The 19,593-nt window shown below is 35.7% G+C and carries 21 protein-coding genes and 1 rRNA gene (1 of these 22 only partly in view); all 22 read left to right on the forward strand.

Annotated elements, in window-relative coordinates; all coding sequences use genetic code 11:
- Positions 1-31 precede the first annotated feature (31 nt).
- Positions 32-676 (forward strand): ATP phosphoribosyltransferase, encoded by a 645-nt coding sequence (gene hisG, locus K412_RS0110500; protein ID WP_020814045.1) that lies wholly within the window; start codon positions 32-34, stop codon positions 674-676.
- A 4-nt stretch (positions 677-680) separates the two neighbouring features.
- Positions 681-1,985 (forward strand): histidinol dehydrogenase, encoded by a 1,305-nt coding sequence (gene hisD / locus K412_RS0110505; protein ID WP_024833076.1) that lies wholly within the window; start codon positions 681-683, stop codon positions 1,983-1,985.
- Between the two features lie 36 nt (positions 1,986-2,021).
- Positions 2,022-3,098, forward strand: a complete 1,077-nt coding sequence (gene hisC / locus K412_RS0110510) for a histidinol-phosphate transaminase (protein WP_024833077.1) — start codon at positions 2,022-2,024, stop codon at positions 3,096-3,098.
- Between the two features lie 61 nt (positions 3,099-3,159).
- Positions 3,160-3,744 carry an imidazoleglycerol-phosphate dehydratase HisB gene (hisB, locus tag K412_RS0110515; RefSeq protein WP_024833078.1) on the forward strand — a complete coding sequence of 195 codons (585 nt, stop codon included), beginning with the start codon at positions 3,160-3,162 and terminating at the stop codon, positions 3,742-3,744.
- Positions 3,745-3,778: 34 nt separating this feature from the next.
- A complete protein-coding gene (locus tag K412_RS0110520; RefSeq protein ID WP_024833079.1) occupies positions 3,779-4,675 on the forward strand; it encodes a phosphoribosylaminoimidazolesuccinocarboxamide synthase in 897 nt (298 codons plus the stop codon).
- Positions 4,672-5,280 carry an imidazole glycerol phosphate synthase subunit HisH gene (gene hisH / locus K412_RS0110525; protein WP_024833080.1) on the forward strand — a complete coding sequence of 203 codons (609 nt, stop codon included), beginning with the start codon at positions 4,672-4,674 and terminating at the stop codon, positions 5,278-5,280. The genes K412_RS0110520 and hisH overlap by 4 nt, the downstream gene beginning before the upstream one ends.
- 24 nt (positions 5,281-5,304) lie before the next feature.
- On the forward strand, positions 5,305-6,015 hold the full coding sequence (gene hisA, locus K412_RS0110530) for a 1-(5-phosphoribosyl)-5-[(5-phosphoribosylamino)methylideneamino]imidazole-4-carboxamide isomerase (RefSeq protein ID WP_024833081.1): 711 nt from the start codon (positions 5,305-5,307) through the stop codon (positions 6,013-6,015).
- Positions 6,016-6,036: 21 nt separating this feature from the next.
- On the forward strand, positions 6,037-6,798 hold the full coding sequence (hisF, locus tag K412_RS0110535) for an imidazole glycerol phosphate synthase subunit HisF (protein WP_024833082.1): 762 nt from the start codon (positions 6,037-6,039) through the stop codon (positions 6,796-6,798).
- 76 nt (positions 6,799-6,874) lie between these two features.
- Positions 6,875-7,510 (forward strand): bifunctional phosphoribosyl-AMP cyclohydrolase/phosphoribosyl-ATP diphosphatase HisIE, encoded by a 636-nt coding sequence (gene hisIE / locus K412_RS0110540; protein ID WP_024833083.1) that lies wholly within the window; start codon positions 6,875-6,877, stop codon positions 7,508-7,510.
- Positions 7,511-8,935, forward strand: coding sequence for a tetratricopeptide repeat protein (locus K412_RS0110545; RefSeq protein WP_024833084.1), 1,425 nt, complete (start codon positions 7,511-7,513; stop codon positions 8,933-8,935). It begins immediately after the preceding gene.
- Positions 8,936-9,148: 213 nt separating this feature from the next.
- Positions 9,149-9,433 carry a co-chaperone GroES gene (gene groES / locus K412_RS0110550; protein WP_024833085.1) on the forward strand — a complete coding sequence of 95 codons (285 nt, stop codon included), beginning with the start codon at positions 9,149-9,151 and terminating at the stop codon, positions 9,431-9,433.
- Positions 9,434-9,454: 21 nt separating this feature from the next.
- A complete protein-coding gene (gene groL / locus K412_RS0110555) occupies positions 9,455-11,086 on the forward strand; it encodes a chaperonin GroEL (RefSeq protein ID WP_024833086.1) in 1,632 nt (543 codons plus the stop codon).
- A gap of 174 nt (positions 11,087-11,260) precedes the next feature.
- A complete protein-coding gene (locus tag K412_RS0110560) occupies positions 11,261-11,764 on the forward strand; it encodes a DUF6106 family protein (protein ID WP_024833087.1) in 504 nt (167 codons plus the stop codon).
- Between the two features lie 114 nt (positions 11,765-11,878).
- Entirely contained in the window at positions 11,879-13,381 is a 1,503-nt protein-coding gene (locus tag K412_RS0110565) for an IMP dehydrogenase (protein WP_024833088.1), read from the forward strand.
- A 312-nt stretch (positions 13,382-13,693) separates the two neighbouring features.
- Entirely contained in the window at positions 13,694-14,170 is a 477-nt protein-coding gene (gene greA, locus K412_RS0110570; protein ID WP_024833089.1) for a transcription elongation factor GreA, read from the forward strand.
- A gap of 134 nt (positions 14,171-14,304) precedes the next feature.
- Positions 14,305-15,804, forward strand: coding sequence for a lysine--tRNA ligase (gene lysS / locus K412_RS0110575; RefSeq protein ID WP_024833090.1), 1,500 nt, complete (start codon positions 14,305-14,307; stop codon positions 15,802-15,804).
- A gap of 87 nt (positions 15,805-15,891) precedes the next feature.
- Complete coding sequence (locus K412_RS0110580) at positions 15,892-16,803, forward strand: hypothetical protein (RefSeq protein WP_024833091.1); 912 nt, start codon at positions 15,892-15,894, stop codon at positions 16,801-16,803.
- A 41-nt stretch (positions 16,804-16,844) separates the two neighbouring features.
- A complete protein-coding gene (locus tag K412_RS0110585) occupies positions 16,845-17,162 on the forward strand; it encodes an STAS domain-containing protein (protein WP_024833092.1) in 318 nt (105 codons plus the stop codon).
- 86 nt (positions 17,163-17,248) lie between these two features.
- On the forward strand, positions 17,249-17,635 hold the full coding sequence (locus K412_RS0110590; protein WP_024833093.1) for an ATP-binding protein: 387 nt from the start codon (positions 17,249-17,251) through the stop codon (positions 17,633-17,635).
- Positions 17,636-17,637: 2 nt separating this feature from the next.
- A complete protein-coding gene (locus K412_RS0110595; RefSeq protein WP_024833094.1) occupies positions 17,638-18,387 on the forward strand; it encodes a SigB/SigF/SigG family RNA polymerase sigma factor in 750 nt (249 codons plus the stop codon).
- Between the two features lie 69 nt (positions 18,388-18,456).
- Positions 18,457-18,891, forward strand: a complete 435-nt coding sequence (locus K412_RS0110600) for an ATP-binding protein (RefSeq protein WP_024833095.1) — start codon at positions 18,457-18,459, stop codon at positions 18,889-18,891.
- A 498-nt stretch (positions 18,892-19,389) separates the two neighbouring features.
- Positions 19,390-19,593: ribosomal RNA gene (locus tag K412_RS0110605) — 16S ribosomal RNA — on the forward strand; it runs 1,441 nt beyond the window's last position.

Genomic DNA, 19,593 nt, shown 5'->3' on the forward strand with positions numbered 1-19,593 from the left:
TATCAAATAAAATTTTGTGGGGAGTTAGAAAATGAGATATTTGACAATTGCTCTTTCAAAGGGCAGACTTACAGATATGTCGGTGGAGATATTTGAAAAAATCGGAATAGATTGTACGGAGCTTAAATCATCCACCAGAAAACTTATACTGTCTGATGAAAAAAATAAGATAAAATTTTTTCTTGCAAAGCCTGCGGATGTGCCCACCTATGTAGAGTATGGAGCAGCAGACATCGGAATAGTTGGAAAGGACACACTTCTTGAAGAGGGCCGGAATTTATATGAGGTACTTGATTTAGGATTTGCAGCCTGCAGAATGGCATTAGCAGGGCCTGCAGAATTGCAGGGAAAGATAGAAGAACTGAACATAAAAAGAGTAGGTACAAAGTATCCCAATATTGCAAGGAATTACTTTGAAAAAGCAAGAAGAGAAAGTGTAGAAATCATAAAGCTCAATGGTTCTGTGGAACTTGCACCTTTGGTAGGCTTATCAGAGGTTATAGTAGATTTGGTCGAAAGCGGCAGAACACTAAAAGAAAACGGTTTGGTAGTGCTTGATACAATAGCAGACATAAGTGCAAGAATGGTAGTAAACAGAGTAAGTATGAAAATGGAAAACCAACGAATACAGAAAATAATAGACGGAGTTAGAGAAGAATTATCCGCAAGGGGGTAACAATATGCTAAACATTGTAGACTTACGCAGTGACTTTGATGAGGCTGCAGCAAAGGATTTATACAGAAAATTAACCCAGAGAACCGAAACCCAAAACGGAGGCAATGTAATCACAATTGTAGCAGAAATAATTGACACCGTTAAACAAAATGGTGACACTGCTTTAAAAGAATATACAAAGAGATTCGATAAAGCAGAAATAGAAGACATAAAAGTATCAGAAGAGGAAATAACCTCTGCATACAAAAAGGTTGACCTACAATTATTGGAGACTATAAAAAAATCAAGAGAGAATATATGGAGCTTTCATGAAAAACAGCTTCAAAACAGCTGGGTAAATCCTAAAGAGGACGGAACTATGCTGGGACAGCTTGTAAGACCTCTTGAAAAGGTAGGCTTATATGTCCCAGGAGGAACAGCGCCCCTTATATCATCGGTATTGATGACAGCAGTTCCCGCAAAAGTAGCCGGAGTTGAAAAGCTTATAATGTGTACACCTCCTTCTCCGGATGGAAGTATAAACCCCGCAATACTGGTTGCAGCCAGAGAAGCAGGAGTGGACGAGATATATAGAGCCGGAGGCGCACAAGCTGTGGCTGCAATGGCATATGGAACAGAAACAATACCGTCGGTGGATAAGATATGTGGCCCCGGCAATGTATATGTTGCTACAGCCAAGAGGTTGGTTTTTGGAGACTGTGACATTGATATGTTTGCAGGCCCAAGCGAGATACTGGTTATAGCAGATTCAAGTGCAGTACCCGAGTATGTAGCAGCTGATCTTCTTTCACAGGCAGAGCATGACATATTGGCATCCTCGGTATTGGTTACAGACGATGTAAGTCTTTTGGATAGTGTGAAAACTGAGATAGAAAAGCAGCTTTTAACTTTGAAAAGAAGTGAAATAATCGAGAAATCATTAAAAAACTATGGATTTGGAATATTGGTTGATAACATAGAAGAGGCGATAGAGGTATCAAACAATATAGCGCCTGAACATTTAGAATTATGTATAAAAGAGCCCATGAGTATACTGGGAATGATAAAAAATGCAGGAGCAATATTCGTTGGAAACTATTCACCCGAACCCTTGGGAGATTATATGGCAGGACCCAGTCACGTTCTTCCCACCAGTGGAACTGCAAGGTTTTCATCACCTGTAAACGTTGACCAGTTTATTAAAAAATCCAGCTTGATTTATTACAACAAACAATCACTTGAAACAACAAGCAACGATATTGTAAGGTTTGCGGAAGCGGAATTATTGGATGCACATGCAAATGCCATAAAGGTAAGGTTCAATAAATAAACTGAAAATCGTTGTATTACTGAAAGGAAGGTTACTATGATAGAAGAATTAATTAGAAGTGAAATACGTTCATTCGTACCCTATAATGCAAATCAGCAGCCATATAAAATAAAACTGGATGCCAATGAGAGTCCTTTCAATCTTCCGTCAGTAGTTAGAAAAAAACTGGCTGATTATATACTGGAAGATCCCCAGTTGAATATGTACCCTGATACAGATTCAATTCAATTGAGGGAAGCTTTAGGTGAATACTGGAACGTAGATAAAGAAAATATCATAGTGGGAACAGGCTCTGATCAACTAATACAGATTATTGCAAATGTGTTTCTGGAGAAAGGGGATAAAGTTCTTTATCCTGCTCCTTCTTTCGGTATGTATAAGGACTCATGCATAATAGCCGGAGGCAAGGCTGTAGAATATATTCTAAATCAAAGTGATAATTTCTCTTATTCAGCTGATAAAATAATACAGGCCTATGAAAAAGAAAAACCAAAAATTATTTATATATGTAGTCCAAATAATCCTACTGGTAATCTGATGCCGCAGGATGAAATACTAAAAGTACTGAAAGCGTGTACAAAATCAATAGTTGTAGTAGATGAAGCATATGCGGACTTTTCCGATACAACGGTAATTCCATATATAAAAGAATATGAGAATTTGCTTATACTACGTACCTTTTCAAAAGCTTTCGGGTTAGCTGGAATAAGGTGCGGATATTCCATAGCCTCGGAAAGGCTTACTAAGGCTGTAAATTTGGCAAGACCGCCTTATAATATCAGCTCCTTGTCACAGTATGCAGCTACACTGGTTTTATCTAATGTAGATGAAATTAAAAATAACATAAAATATCTCATAAAAGAGAGGGAATTTGTTTCCTCCAAACTTGCTGAGATAGATGGAATAAAAGTTTACGACTCGGCAGCAAACTTCATCTTGGTAAAGATTCAGAATTCTAAGGACGTTTATAATAAATTATGCGAAAGAGGCATTTTTATTAGAGCTTTTGGTTCATCGGTTCTTTTATCCGATTGTATGAGAATAACCATAGGAACACGTGAACAAAATTCCGTATTGCTTGATGAACTAGGTGCTATCTGCTATAATAAATGACGAACATTACAACGAAAAATATAAAAAAGGTTCGGATTTTAAAATGAACGGAGGAATACATATGAGAGAGGGTTTGGTCACGCGAAACACAAAAGAAACTCAAATCAATGTAAAAATAAATCTGGACGGCAAAGGTGACTGTCAGGCAGATACAGGTATAGGATTCTTTGACCATATGCTTGTATTATTTACAAAGCATGGACTTATAGATGCCTGTTTTGATGTAAAAGGTGATTTGCATGTAGATTCCCATCATACTATCGAAGATACGGGTATAGCCATGGGACTTGCAATCAGGCAGGCTCTTGGAGATAAGAAATCCATAAGAAGGTATGGTACTGCCTATGTTCCAATGGACGAAGCCCTTGTACTTGTATCACTTGATTTGAGCGATAGACCCTATCTGGTATTTGATGCGAACTTTTCACAACCCATGGTAGGACAAATGGATACTCAGATGGTAGAGGAATTCTTCAGGGCCGTTGCATTTAATGCCGGAATTACTCTTCATATAAAGGTTCTTCACGGTTCAAACTGCCACCACATAATAGAAGCGATGTTCAAAGCGTTTGGCAGAGCTATTGACGATGCGACAAGACTAGACACCAGAATTGAAGGAGTCATGTCAACAAAAGGTACGTTGTAATTAAAAAAGTTAATATATACGGGAGGTAGTAAAAATGTTAATAAACAATACAGATTTCATCAAGTTGCCATTATTCGTAAAAGGAAAGGTAAGAAACGTATACGATTTGGGAGATAAACTACTTATAGTAGTAACAGATAGAATATCAGCCTTTGATGTGGTATTTAATGAATTAATACCAAACAAGGGAACAGTTCTGAACAGTATATCTGCATTTTGGTTTGACTTTACAAAGGATGTTATTGGAAACCATGTAATAACAACTGATGTCAGTAAATATCCAAAGGAGCTTTCAGCTTTCAAAGATGAGTTACAAGGTCGCTCTATGTTAGTAAAGAAAGTACAGATGCTTCCTGCTGAATGTATTGTAAGAGGATATTTGGAAGGTTCAGGACTTAAAGAATATCAAAAAACAGGAACTGTGTGCGGTATAAAACTTCCGGCAGGATTAAAACAGGCTGACAAGCTGCCTGAACCTATATTCACACCATCCACCAAGGAATCCGAAGGCCACGATATAAATGTGTCCTTTGAAGTACTTTGTGATAAGATAGGATTAGAAATGGCTCAAAAGCTAAAGGATGCAAGCTTGAAACTATATGAAAAAGCCAGCAAACATGCTGAGACCAAAGGACTTATATTAGCAGATACAAAATTTGAATTCGGAATCCTGGATGGAGAACTGGTTGTGGGTGACGAAATATTTACACCTGATTCTTCAAGATTCTGGGCTATGGATGAATATCAACCAGGAAGAGCACAGAAGAGTTTTGACAAGCAATATTTAAGGGAATACCTTGAAAGTATTACATGGGACAAACAGCCTCCTGCACCTGAGCTTCCACAGGAAGTAATCAGAAAGACAGAGGAGAAATATATAGAAGCATACGAGAGAATCACAGGGAAAAAGTTTCAGGGAGATAAGCTATGATAGCTATTATAGACTATGGCGTGGGTAATCTCGCCAGTGTTAACAAGGCATTCAGTTTTATAGGATATGATTCAAAAATATCTTCTGACCATGGAGAAATACTTGCAGCTGACAAGGTTGTCCTACCTGGTGTCGGTGCATTTGCTGATGCCATGGAGAGTCTTGATAAGACTGGAATGATATCAGTCATAAAGCAGGTTGCTCAAAAGGGAACACCTTTGTTGGGGATATGTCTTGGAATGCAGCTGCTTTTTGATTATAGCACTGAAGGCGGGGAAAAAGTGGAAGGCTTGGGCCTGTTAAAAGGTTCAGTAAACCAATTTCCTTTGGACATGGGATTAAAAGTCCCCCATATGGGTTGGAACAGTCTTGATATTAGACAGAATAAAGGCATTTTTAGCGGAGTACGACAAAATAGCTATGTATATTTTGTACACTCATACTTTGTGACTGCTGAAAATACCTCAGATGTTGCCGCAGTATGCAAATATGGAATCGGGTTTGATGCCGCTGTTTGCAAGGGAAATATTATGGGAGTACAGTTCCACCCTGAAAAGAGTGGAGATGTGGGACTTGAAATACTAAAGAATTTTGCTTTAGCTTAGTACCAAGGAGGATGGCACATTACTATGATTATTTATCCCGCAATTGATATTATAGACGGAAAGTGTGTGAGGCTGCAGCAGGGCAGCTACAGTGATGTAACTGTTTTCGGAGACAACCCTGTGGATATGGCAAGAAAATGGGAGAGCTTTGGAGCTAGATACTTGCATGTAGTTGATTTGGATGGTGCAAGGTCAGGAAAGTCGGAAAATGCTGAGATTATAATGCAGATAGCAAAAACTTTGAAAATCCCGGTTCAGACAGGTGGAGGAATAAGAAACATTGAAACCATTGAAACTTACCTGTCCGGAGGATTGGGCAGAGTTATACTTGGCACATCAGCAGTGAATAATCGTGAAATGCTTATAGAGGCTTTAAAAGAATATAAAGATAAAATAGCTGTGGGGATTGATGCAAAGGATGGGAAAGTTGCAATTCACGGTTGGGAGAAAACCAGTGATTTTACAGCTGTTGAGTTTGCAAGAGAAATTGAATCCCTTGGTACAAAAACAATTATATACACTGATATTTCAAGGGATGGTATGCTCAAAGGCCCGAATCTTCAGGCTATGAAGGAAATGGCGGAAAATGTTGCATTAAATGTAATAGCATCCGGTGGAGTAAGTAACCTTACAGATATAGTTGACTTAAAACAGACAGGAGTAAGCGGAGTAATTGTAGGGAAAGCCCTTTACACCGGAAATGTTAATTTAAAAGAAGCAATAGAAGCCATATAACCAAAAGAAAGGGAGCAAATTATGCTGACTAAAAGAATAATTCCCTGTCTTGATGTACATGCGGGGAGAGTTGTTAAAGGCGTACAGTTTGTAAATATAATAGATGCCGGGGACCCGGTGGAAGCGGCTGCATTTTATGACAAAGCCGGTGCGGATGAGCTTACTTTTCTGGATATTACTGCTTCTTCAGATGCTAGGTCAATAATGCTTGATGTTGTCAGCAGGGTAGCAGAGCAAGTATTTATTCCTTTCACTGTAGGTGGTGGAATCAGGACAGCAGAGGATTTTCGGCAGATATTGAAAGCCGGAGCCGATAAAGTTGGTGTAAATTCTGCTGCCCTTAAAAGACCTGAATTGATATCAGAAGCAGCGTGGAAATTCGGAAGCCAGTGTGTAGTACTGGCAATAGATGCAAAAAAACGTGCTGACGGCTCAGGATGGGATACATATCTCAATGGTGGAAGAGTGAACACTGGTAAGGATGCTGTTGAATGGGCTATAGAAGCTGAGAAGCTGGGAGCCGGTGAAATCCTGTTAACAAGCATGGACAAGGACGGAACAAAAGACGGATATGATATAGAGCTGACAAGGACAATATCCGAAAATGTAAAAATTCCTGTGATAGCATCCGGCGGAGCAGGAAAAATGGAGCATTTCAAAGATGCTCTTGTGGAAGGAAAAGCAGATGCAGTATTGGCTGCGTCACTATTCCATTTTAGAGAGATGGAAATTCGTGATTTGAAAGGTTACCTAAAAAATAATGGTATTGAAACAAGGCTTTAAAAAAATAAAAACAGTTAAAAGCTGTACAAACTATAAATTTTTGATATGATAAATAAATGTATGGAGGCGTTCAATAATGAATAACTTAAAAAGTTCGGTTAAATTCGATGAGAAAGGTCTTGTTCCTGTAGTTACTCAGGATGCTAAAACAAAAGAGGTTTTAATGGTAGCGTACATGAACGAGGAAGCCTTTGATAAGACTATAGAGACAGGAAAGGTTCATTATTACAGCCGCAATCGCAGTAAGCTTTGGCTAAAAGGCGAGACATCAGGCCACTTTCAGCTTGTTAAGTCAATAAAGCTGGACTGTGATGGAGATACAATTTTAATAGAGGCTGAACAGATTGATGCTGCTTGCCATACAGGAAACAAGACATGTTTTTTCAGAACAATGGTTGACGGAGAATGGAAAGAAAATGAAGAAGAAAAGCCAACAGCTGCAATTCTTCATGAGGTTTACAACGTAATAGTAGACAGAACAGTTAATCCTAAAGAAGGTTCATATACTAATTACCTGTTTACAAAAGGTTTGGACAAGATTTTGAAAAAAGTAGGAGAAGAGGCTGCCGAAGTTATTATTGCGGCAAAGAACAAATCTAAAGAAGAAATAAGATACGAAGTATCAGATTTAATGTACCATCTTATGGTATTGCTTGTAGAAAGAGGCCTCACTCTTGAGGACATATACGGAGAATTAAAAGGAAGAAGATAAGTGAAAAATAATTTATTAAGCATCGATGAATATCGGAATAATCCGGAATTTTATTTCTATAAAGGACTGCGTTGTGCAAATAAAAGGAATTTAAACGACGCTTACAAAAATTTGGTTAAGGCTGCTGAGCTAAGTCCTGATAATATGGAGTATAAATTTAACATAGCATGCTTTCTTTCTGAAATGCAAAGGCCAAGAGAAGCCAACAGGATATTCATGGATATACTTTTACACTATGACCCTACAATGCATGATTGTTATTTCGGTATGGGCTGTAACAGCTTTGAGCTAGGTGACATGAAAAAGGCTGCCGAATACTTTGAAAAGTATATCTATTTTGAGAGTGATGGTGAATTCAGCGAAGAAGTTTCAGAAATGATATTTTATTTGAAACTGTATAATGACATTGCTGGAGACAACAGATTTTTAAAGTTGTCTCAAACTAACCTAAAAAAGGCTCACAAAAACCTCTTAAACAACAAAACTGAAGAGGCGGTAAGTGAGCTATATAAAGCAATAGCATTCAATCCTATGAATACCGATGCACGTAATCTGCTGATACTTATACTTTTGGAACAGCAAAACTATAAGCGTGCATCAAATTTTATTGCCACGGTTACCAATATATATAGTGATGACATTTGGGCTAACAGTCTTAAAATATATAATCTATACCACACCCGGAAATATTCCCGAGTGGAAAAATTATTAAAGATCCTTCCGTATAGAAGTATATACAATAGGAAGGACCTTTTGTGTATTGCAACTACATTAATAATGTTTAATAAAATAAATGAATTGATTAACTTGCTGGAAACATATATTGTTGAGTACAGCGATTTATTAATATGCTCGTTGCTCCTTATAGGCTATATATCAACAAGAAATTACAGCAAGGCAACCTCGATTCTTAAAAATCTGCAATCAATTAGTATATTGGATACAAACTTTTCAAATTGGATTAAAAAGGTCAGTGGATTTATAAAGTACGACGATACCTCCGAAATATCGGTTTTGGAAGAGTATAAGGAAATATTCAGAATAATAGGGGAACCTGAAGATTACATGTATAGCCCTTTCAAGTATATAAAAATATTTGAAAATGCCTCTAAACCAAGACAAAGAACTGTAAAAAAGATTCCCAAAAAGTATAATTCTGTTGTTGAGTGTGTTGTACTTCATAAGGAAATAATGTATGTTTCTGAATACGAAAAGGAAATAATACAAATATTGTATAATGCAATATATCATACAGGGGAACTTTTAACAGATAATGAAAAAGACATAGTTGTCCTTTCTGCTGCAATTGAATATATCTACTGCAAAGAGAACTTCATTAGAATGGAAAAGGAGGAATTAATACAAAAGTATGGAATTTCTTCTGTTGCGTTTAATAAAGTACTCAAAAAAATCAAATATAAGTAGTAAATTTTGATATTGCAAAAAAATCATAGTAATTGGAAGAAATAATTAGCAATTAAACTATGATTGGACTAAATGGCAAAATATTGATAGATTTATGACTATAAAGCGTTTGATAATATTTTATTCAATATATAATATTATAAATATGATTAGCACTCGATGGGAGTGAGTGCTAACAGTTTACAAGCATTAAATATTCAAGGAGGTAAAACAATGAAGATAAAACCATTAGGCGATAGAGTAGTTATAAAAATGCTTGAGAGCGAAGAAACTACTAAAAGTGGAATCGTATTACCAGGAAGTGCAAAGGAAAAGCCACAAGTGGCAGAGATAGTTGCAGTAGGACCTGGAACTGTTGTAGATGGCAAAGAAGTTAAAATGGAAGTTAAAGTTGGAGACAAAGTACTTACCAGCAAATATTCCGGAACAGAAGTAAAATTTGACGGTCAGGAATATACAATATTGAGACAGAGCGATATCCTCGCAATTGTTGAATAATTATAACGGGAGGTAAGAGAAATGGCAAAGGAAATTAAATTTGGTGAAGAAGCTAGACGCGCACTTGAAAAAGGTGTTAACCAATTAGCTGATACAGTAAAAGTTACACTTGGACCAAAGGGAAGAAATGTTGTTTTAGATAAGAAATTCGGATCACCATTAATAACAAACGATGGTGTTACTATAGCAAAAGAAGTTGAACTGGAAGACAAATTCGAAAATATGGGTGCTCAGTTAGTTAAAGAAGTTGCTACAAAGACAAACGATGTAGCCGGTGACGGTACTACTACAGCAACTTTACTTGCACAGGCAATAATCAGAGAAGGTATGAAGAACGTTGCTGCTGGAGCAAACCCAATGATATTAAAGAAAGGTTTGCAGAAGGCTGTTGATGCTGCTGTTGCAGGAATCAAGGCAAATAGCCGTAAAATTAAAGGTAAGGAAGACATCGCAAGAGTTGCAACTATTTCCGCAAATGAGGAATTAATAGGAACTCTTATTGCTGATGCAATGGAAAAAGTAACAAATGACGGTGTTATCACTGTTGAAGAATCAAAATCTATGGGAACAAACCTTGAAGTAGTTGAAGGTATGCAGTTTGACAGAGGATACCTTTCAGCTTACATGGTTACAGATACTGATAAGATGGAAGCAGTTTTGGATGATCCATACATCCTTATAACAGATAAGAAAATAACAAATATTCAGGACATACTTCCAATTCTTGAGCAAATCGTTCAACAAGGAAAGAAACTTCTCATAATTGCAGAAGATATGGAAGGAGAGGCACTTACAACTCTTATCCTGAATAAATTAAGAGGAACATTTACTTGCGTAGCTGTTAAGGCACCTGGATTCGGTGACAGAAGAAAAGCTATGCTTCAAGATATAGCTATATTAACAGGCGGAGAAGTTATAACTGAAGAATTGGGTCTTGAACTCAAGGAAACTCAAATAACTCAGCTTGGTAAAGCAAGACAGGTAATTGTACAAAAAGAAAATACAATAATAGTTGATGGTGCAGGAAGCGCTGACGACATAAAGAGCAGAATAAACTCTATCAAGACTCAGATAGAAGATACTACATCAGACTTTGACAGAGAAAAGCTTCAAGAAAGACTTGCAAAGCTTTCAGGTGGTGTAGCTGTTATTCAGGTTGGTGCTGCAACTGAAACTGAAATGAAAGAAAAGAAATTGAGAATTGAAGACGCTCTAGCTGCAACAAGAGCGGCAGTTGAAGAAGGTATAGTAGCAGGTGGTGGAACAGCCTTAATTAACGTAATTCCAGAAGTAGAAAAATTACTTGAATCAACTTCAGGTGACGAAAAGACAGGTGTTCAGATTATATTAAGAGCTCTTGAAGAACCTGTAAGACAAATAGCAGCAAATGCGGGTCTTGAAGGCTCAGTAATAGTTGATAAGATTAAATCTAGCGAAAAGGGTGTCGGATTCGATGCACTTAACGAAAGATATATAGATATGATTGAAAACGGAATAGTTGATCCTGCAAAGGTTACAAGATCAGCTCTTCAAAATGCAGCTTCTGTAGCAGCAATGGTACTTACAACAGAAAGCGTTGTAGCTGATAAGCCTGAACCTGAGGCACCAGCTATGCCAGGTGGAATGCCAGGTGGAATGGGCGGAATGTACTAAGAATAATAAAAAGTAAAATAGAGGATGGCTACAAAATAGTCATCCTCTATTTGTGTTTAAGTGGAAAATTAAAAATAATTTCACTAAATACTTGATATTATCTTGTTAATTTATTATTATTTTAACAAGCTTTAAAAAATGCTTTGTTCTATCCAATGAGGAGGGTCTTTTAAAATGGATATATTTATGGAGAAAATTGTAAAACGCAAAAAAACTGCTGTTGATTCGTTAATAATTGCAGCTACAATTGTAATTGGATTAGCGTTAATCATGATAATTGGCTCATTGAGATTTTTACAAACCTTCATGCCGGTATTACTTGTAGCAATTGGATATTTAGGCTATATGCTGATAAGAAATAGAAACATAGAATATGAATATATTGTCACCAATGGTGATTTAGATATAGATATGATAATAGCTCAGAGAAAGAGAAAAAGAGTATTTAGTGGTTCTTGCAAAGATTTTGAGATAGTTGCAAAAATGACAAGTGGTCAGTACAATCAAAGCTATGAAAACATCAAAAATCGCTTAAATGCTGTAACATCAATGGATTCAAATGAAGTATACTTTATATCCACAGTCAAAGACGGTGAGAAAATGCTTATATTTTTTGAACCACATCCCAAAATGATTGAATCATTCAAAAAGTATATTCCCAGAAAGGTTTTTGAATAAATTTGAAACCTAAGGCAAAGGACATTTTGTTCTTTGCTTTTTGAATAACAAATGTATACAGTATTATAATATTTAAATAATTTATAAATGTCATATAAGGAGGAATTTAAAAAAATGGCTTTTTATTACAATGAACCTTCGAGGACTTTCAGTGAGTACCTCTTAATTCCAAATCTCAGTACAAAGGAATGTATACCGGATAATGTTGTCCTAAAGACACCGTTAGTAAAGCATAAAGTTGGAGAAAAACCCTCCCTTGAGCTAAATATACCAGTTGCTTCTGCAATAATGCAGTCTGTATCAGACAACAACATGGCAATAGCGCTGGCAAAGTGCGGAGGTATATCATTCATATACGGCTCACAAAGTATAGAAAGTCAGGCTGAAATGGTAAGGAAGGTTAAGAAATATAAAGCTGGATTTGTAGTAAGCGACAGCAATCTTCGCCCTGATGATACACTTAGAGATGTAGTGGCAATGAAACAGAAAACAGGACATTCTACTATAGCTATAACAGAAGACGGAACACCTACAGGCAAGCTGTTGGGAATAGTTACAAGCAGAGATTACAGACTTAGCAGAGCCTCCCTTGACGAAAAGATAAGCAGCTTTATGACACCATTTTCCCAATTAATATACGGAAATGAAAAAACATCATTAAAAGATGCAAATGACCTAATCTGGGAACATAAACTAAACTGTCTCCCAATAATAGACAGCAATCAAAAATTAATGTATTTTGTTTTCAGAAAAGACTATGACAGCCACAAGGAAAATCCAAACGAATTGCTGGACAAAAGTAAAAGTCTTATAGTAGGAGCAGGTATAAATACCCGTGATTACAAGGAAAGAGTAGCTGCACTTGTTGAGGCTGGAGTAGATATCCTTTGTATAGACTCATCTGATGGATACAGCGAATGGCAGTCCGATACAATAAAATGGATTAAGGAAACATATAATGGAGAAGTAAAAGTCGGTGCAGGAAATGTAGTGGATAAGGAAGGTTTCAGGTATTTGGTGGATGCAGGTGCTGATTTTATAAAGGTTGGTATCGGCGGCGGCTCTATATGTATAACAAGAGAGCAAAAAGGTATTGGACGCGGACAAGCATCTTCTGTTATAGAGGTATCAGAAGCAAGAGACGAATATATGAAAGAAACCGGAATATATATACCAATATGCTCTGATGGCGGAATAGTACATGATTATCATATGGTACTTGCGCTTGCAATGGGTGCTGATTTTATAATGCTGGGTAGATATTTTGCAAGATTTGACGAAAGCCCAACCAGAAAGTTAAAGGTTGGAGGAAACTTTGTTAAGGAATATTGGGGAGAAGGCTCAAACCGTGCAAGAAACTGGCAGAGATATGACATGGGAGGAGAAGCAAAGCTTGGCTTTGAAGAAGGTGTTGATTCATATGTTCCATATGCAGGTAAATTAAAAGACAATCTGGATACTACTATTTACAAGATAAAATCTACAATGTGCAACTGTGGTGCCTTGTCATTGCCAGATCTTCAGAAAAAAGCCAGAATAACATTGGTATCTGCAACAAGTATCAAAGAAGGCGGAGCCCATGATGTAATTCTTAAGGACAAGGAACTATCTTCCTGATAAATGAATAATATTATTTAGATATAATGAGATAATTATATAAGTATTCATGTTTAGGCCAAAAAAATATATGTAAAAATATGGATAAAACATTCTTGACATTACTATATATGTAATCTATAATTAGTTAGCAATAAGATAACCTGACATTAAAGTGTTTACTGCTGTCAGGAACATGATTTTAATTTTTTATTCCATGTATATTAATATAAGTCAACAAATTGAATATTATATTAGGAAAGACAATTTGCATACTATATAATAATTATTGGTCTAGCAGAAAAAAATTAATGGTAAAGGAGAGGGCTTCAAATGTCAGCAAAAGAAGTCGTTTTAACCTACGAAGGCTTAAAGAAACTGGAAGAAGAACTAGAATTTTTAAGAGGAACTAAAAGAAAAGAAGTAGCAGAAAGAATAAAGCAGGCTCTTTCATTTGGTGATATTTCTGAAAATTCTGAATACGATGAAGCAAAAAACGAACAGGCACAAGTAGAAGGCAGGATTGTACAACTTGAATCCATGCTAAAACATGCCAGAATAATAGATGAAGATGAAGTAAACACAGATGTTGTAAGCCTTGGATCAAAGGTAAAGATTTATGATATTGAGTTTGATGAAGAACTAGAATACTTGATTGTTGGTTCTACAGAAGCCAATCCATTAAAATCAAAGATTTCAAATGAATCTCCTGTAGGGGCAGCGTTAATTGGGCACTCAAAAGGTGAAACGGTTGAAGTACAAGTTCCTGATGGAGTATTAAAATTTAAGATATTAGAGATATCTAAGTAAGAATGGATACAATATGTGTTGCCACAAAAAGCAAAATTAATATATAATTATACTTACAGTTTACATTAATTAAAATGTAAACTGTTTTTTATAAGGAAATCATTAAATACTTTATTTATAAATAGGAGGAAATAATGTCAGAAGAGAATATACGGGAGAATCAACAAAGTGAAGAGGATTTAAGCGAGATACTAAGAGTAAGACGTGCCAAGCTAAAGGATTTACAGGATAAAAACTGTGACCCTTTTAAAATAGTAAAGTACGATGTAACAAACTCAACTAAGAATATTATTGATAATTTCGAAGCGCAAGAAGGTCAGACAGCATCTATTGCCGGAAGGTTAATGTCAAAGCGCGGCATGGGTAAAGCAGGATTCTGCGACCTTCAGGACAGGTATGGAAAAATTCAGCTCTACGTCAGAAAAGACGAAGTTGGAGATGAAGCATATGAAATGTTTAAAAAATATGACATAGGTGATATAGTAGGTGTAAAGGGTGAGATATTCAGGACCCACAAAGGAGAAATATCAATTAAGGTAAAAGAGATTACGCTTTTATCAAAGTCATTGCTTCCATTACCTGAAAAGTGGCATGGTTTAAAAGATACAGATTTAAGATACAGACAAAGGTATGTGGATTTAATCGTAAATCCGGAAGTTAAAAATACATTTATATTAAGAAGTAAAATAATTAAATCAATTAGAAAATTCCTTGATAACAGAGGGTTTCTTGAAGTTGATACACCATTATTGAACACAATTCCAGGTGGAGCTGCGGCAAGACCATTTATTACACACCACAATACATTGGACATAGATATGTATCTGAGAATTGCACCTGAACTCTACCTAAAGAGGCTTATAGTAGGTGGAATGGAAAAAGTATATGAAATGGGAAGAATGTTCAGAAATGAAGGTATGTCTGTAAAGCATAATCCTGAGTTTACAATGATGGAAGTGTATGAGGCATACAATGATTATAAGGGAATGATGGAACTTACAGAAAGCCTTGTGTCTACTGTAGCAATGGAAACATTGGGTACTACTAAGATTCAGTATCAAGGACAGGAAATTGATCTTACTCCGCCTTGGAACAGAATGACTATGATAGAGGCAGTAAAAAAATATTCAGGAATTGATTTCGACACAATAAAAACGGATGAAGAAGCAAAAGCGGCTGCAGAATCCAAAAAGGTTCATGTAAAGGATGGCATGGTTCGCGGGGAAATATTAAATCTTCTGTTTGAAGAATTTGTAGAGGACAATCTGGTTCAACCTACATTTATATATGATTACCCTGTAGAAATATCCCCTCTTACAAAAAGGAAGCCGGATTGTCCTGAATTAACAGAACGTTTTGAATTCTTTATTACAGGAAGAGAAATGGGTAATGCATATTCTGAGTTAAACGACCCTATTGATCAAAAAGAGAGATTTATCAGTCAGGTGAAAAAGAGGGATTCCGGAGACGAAGAAGCAAATATGATGGATGATGATTATATTACGGCATTGGAATATGGAATGCCGCCGACAGGTGGATTAGGTATAGGTGTTGACAGATTGATAATTCTGTTGACAGATTCAGCGTCTATAAGAGACATTCTATTATTCCCTACAATGAAACCAAAAGATTAAAACATTTAACCTTTACGTGATTAACATATAAAACAACGGATAACTTAATGGTAATTGGCGGCCTTTAACTTAGGCATGGAGGTTAATTTGAAGTACACAAAGAAAGAATCAAGAGCGATTTTGGAAATTACAACCAATTCAACAAAAGAAGATATTGAAAAAAGATATGACGTAATATTAAAAAAATACCGTCAAATGAAAATGGATGGTACTTTGACAAAAGAAGCTGAGGAAGACTTCCAAAAGAAAACGGATGCTTATAGAATCCTTATGGGTTATGAGGTAGAAGAGCCAAAAGTACCAGAAAAGGAAACATATGTTGATAAAGCATTTGTAAAGGCTGGAATAGATAAAAAAAAGGTGGATAACTTTTTCCATTACTATAAATACCACATACTGGTAACGATTGTAGTTATTATAATCATAGCATCATCAGTATATTCAATTGTAACCAAAGTAAAACCCGATATAACCATAGGGGTTCTAGGTGAAGTAAATGTACAGGCAACTGATATATTTAAGCAAAAAATAACAAAAAATATACCCGAAATAAAGGAAGTAGGACTGGAAACAGTAATGCTTAGTGATAGAATTAATGATCCGAATTCATCTATGTATATTCAAAAAGCAATGGTTCTTTTTGCAGCTTCGGATACAGATGTATTTTTGCTAAGCAAGTATATATTTGATCAATATGCTTATGACGGTGCTTTTATGGCTATGGATGATGTAGCAAAAGACTTAAAAATAGATACTAAGTCCAGTGACTATCTGAAACTAAAGGTTGTAGAAGAGTGGAATCAGCCCCAGAACCCGAAAGAAAAGCGAACAGTCAAATCTTATAGGGATTCTGAGCCTAAATTATATGGGATAGATGTGACCAACAGTAAATTTTTTAAGGATGTAGATATTTTAGGTCCTGAGAAGATACTGGCTGTTAGAGCAGAGCCTAAAAACCTTGAACTTATACTAAAACTGGCAAAGTTATTCGCAGATTAACTTTATGGTTGTAAAGAAACGCTGGTAAAGGGGGTAGTAACGTGGAACATAGTGAACTTAGTGTTCAAAAAATTGTGGATGGGGGTAAATGCCAAATAATCCTTTCAGGTGAAATTGACATACACACATCACAGAACTTTAAAAACGAGCTGAACGAGGTGGTTAAATCCTGCAATGGCGACCTATATATAGATTGCAAGGAACTTACCTATATAGACAGCACAGGCTTAGGTATACTTGTAGGCGCACTTAAAGAGGTAAGAAAAGAGGACAATCATATATACATTTGTAATTTAAAGGATAATATAAAGAAGTTATTTCTCATTACCGGTTTGGACAAGTTATTTAAAATAGAATAAACCATATTTTAAGAGAAATGGGTACACATTAACCGTGTACCTTTTTTCTAGTTGAAATGTTAACACAAAGTAAAAAGGAGAACATTATGAATAGTATTTTAAATGATAATGTAGTACTCGTTTTGCCAGCAAAAAGCGAATATGTAAGTACGGCAAGACTAACAGCATCAAGTGTCTCAACCAGAGCTGGTTTTAATATTGATGAAATTGAGGATATAAAGGTGGCAGTATCGGAAGTATGTAATATAATACTATCAAGAGCAGAAAAGAATATAAGCCAATATAGAATATCTTTTGATATCAGTACTGACAATATTAAAATAACATTTACAGCAGAAAACGGCACACTAGACTGTTTTGAACAGTCCATAGAAAACGAATACGGATTATACATTATGAAAGCTCTAATGGACTCAGTAGAGCTTTGCAATGAAAATCATTCCATAGTAATGACAAAAAAGATTGGAGTATAGCTATGGAAAACAAAACACAAAATACATTAAACTACGACGAAACACAGTTATTTTCTTTATACATAAGTACAGGGAATCAGGATTATAGAAATGAAATCGTATCAAATTATCTTGGCCTTGCAGAATACTTGTCAAAAAAGTTTTTAAACAGAGGAGTAGACTTTGATGATATATATCAAGTGGCTTGTCTTGCCTTAATAAAGGCTGTAGACAGATTCAGTCCGGATAAGGGAGTAAAGTTTATAAGTTTTGCAACTCCCACAATCCTAGGTGAAATAAAGCGATTTTTCAGAGACAAAAGCACAGCAATAAAGATTCCGAGAAGAATATATGAATCCAGGCAGGGAGTAAACAAGGCAAGAGAGGAACTTACACAAAAGCTGAGTAGAGTACCAAGGGCAGATGAAATAGCAGAATACATGGGGATACCTGTTGAAACAGTACTTGAGATAATAGAAGCTGGAAGCTCCGCAATAGTAAAATCCTTGGATCAGACAATTAATCAGGATAATGATTCTGAATTGGGTGATACTTTGGGGTATGACGAGAAAACATATGAAATGATAGATAATAAAGACTTTCTTGAAAAGGCATTAACATCATTTAATGATATAGAAAAAGAATTTATAACATATAGGTATATTAAGAACATGACTCAGAAACAGATAGCGGATATACTAGGGGTTTCGCAAATGTACATTTCGAGAATGGAAAAGAAAATACTCGATAAATTCAGAACATATCTCAAGTAGATACATAAGTGTTTGCACCTTAAAAATACGGGTATTATATAATATAACAAAACTTAGGCAGGTGTAATTGTGAGAGCTATTACTTATATTATTAACAATCCTGTAGACATATCCGATATTGTTACTCTAATTCTTGATTACATCACATCGGGGCACTGTGTTGACGAAGATGTAATATTTGAAATAAAAGTCATACTCAATGAATTAATTGTAAATGCAGTGCTGCATGGTAATAAGTGCAATGACTGTAAACGGGCATATGTAACTTTTAAAATAATTGACAATTACTTGTATGTGAGAGTAATGGATGAGGGCAACGGTTTTAACCATGCAAAAACGGCTATGCCTAATAAAGATTTGGATTGTGTAAATAATCTGTATTGTGATCATGGCAGGGGATTGGTTATAGTTCGACAACTATGTGATAAAATAAAGTTTAATAAATGCGGGAATAAAGTTTCAATTATTAAAAATCTTGAATTGCAACAACCTAAAAATGTATAAGAAAATAAAAGAATAAATTAGAACATAGGTATAAAAAACATATAATTTATAATAATAGTCGAAAATGGTAGTTGTATGGTAAAAGTATTTGTTGACAGTAAAAGTGCTATTATGATATTCTAAATAAGCCGTTGCTGTTGGGAAGGCATTTTTTATACAATAGTTTTAAAAGATTAATTAATTTGTAAAAAAAGTGTTGACAGCAAAGTGGAGGCGTGTTATTATAATTAAGCTGATTGCGGCAAGCAAACAGCAAAACCTTACAAAGCAGTCGTAAGAAGGCTTTATGGACTTTGAAAAGTAAACAGTGATAAACATGTAAAGGAACTCGAAAAATTCCGAAATCGTTTTACGATTTCAAAATTGAGTAACTTGCGAACTTTACAACCTGGTTTTTGAAAACAAAAACTAGAAAAAAGTCAGCAATTTTAAATGAGCTAACAAGCTTATCAAATGAGTTAATTGCGTAGCAGATTTATCTGCGAAACATATAAATTTTAATTTGAGAGTTTGATCCTGGCTCAGGACGAACGCTGGCGGCGTGCCTAACACATGCAAGTCGAGCGGAGTTACCTTTAGCACTGAGCACTCTTAATATATGATGCTGGCCGACAGCGTCATGCAAAAACAACCTTAATTATTAATTTAAGTTTTTGCATCACGCGTTTTATCAAAGTGTCAACACATGAAGAGTAGAATGTT

This window comes from Ruminiclostridium josui JCM 17888, assembly GCF_000526495.1.
GTDB lineage: Bacteria > Bacillota > Clostridia > Acetivibrionales > DSM-1351 > Ruminiclostridium > Ruminiclostridium josui.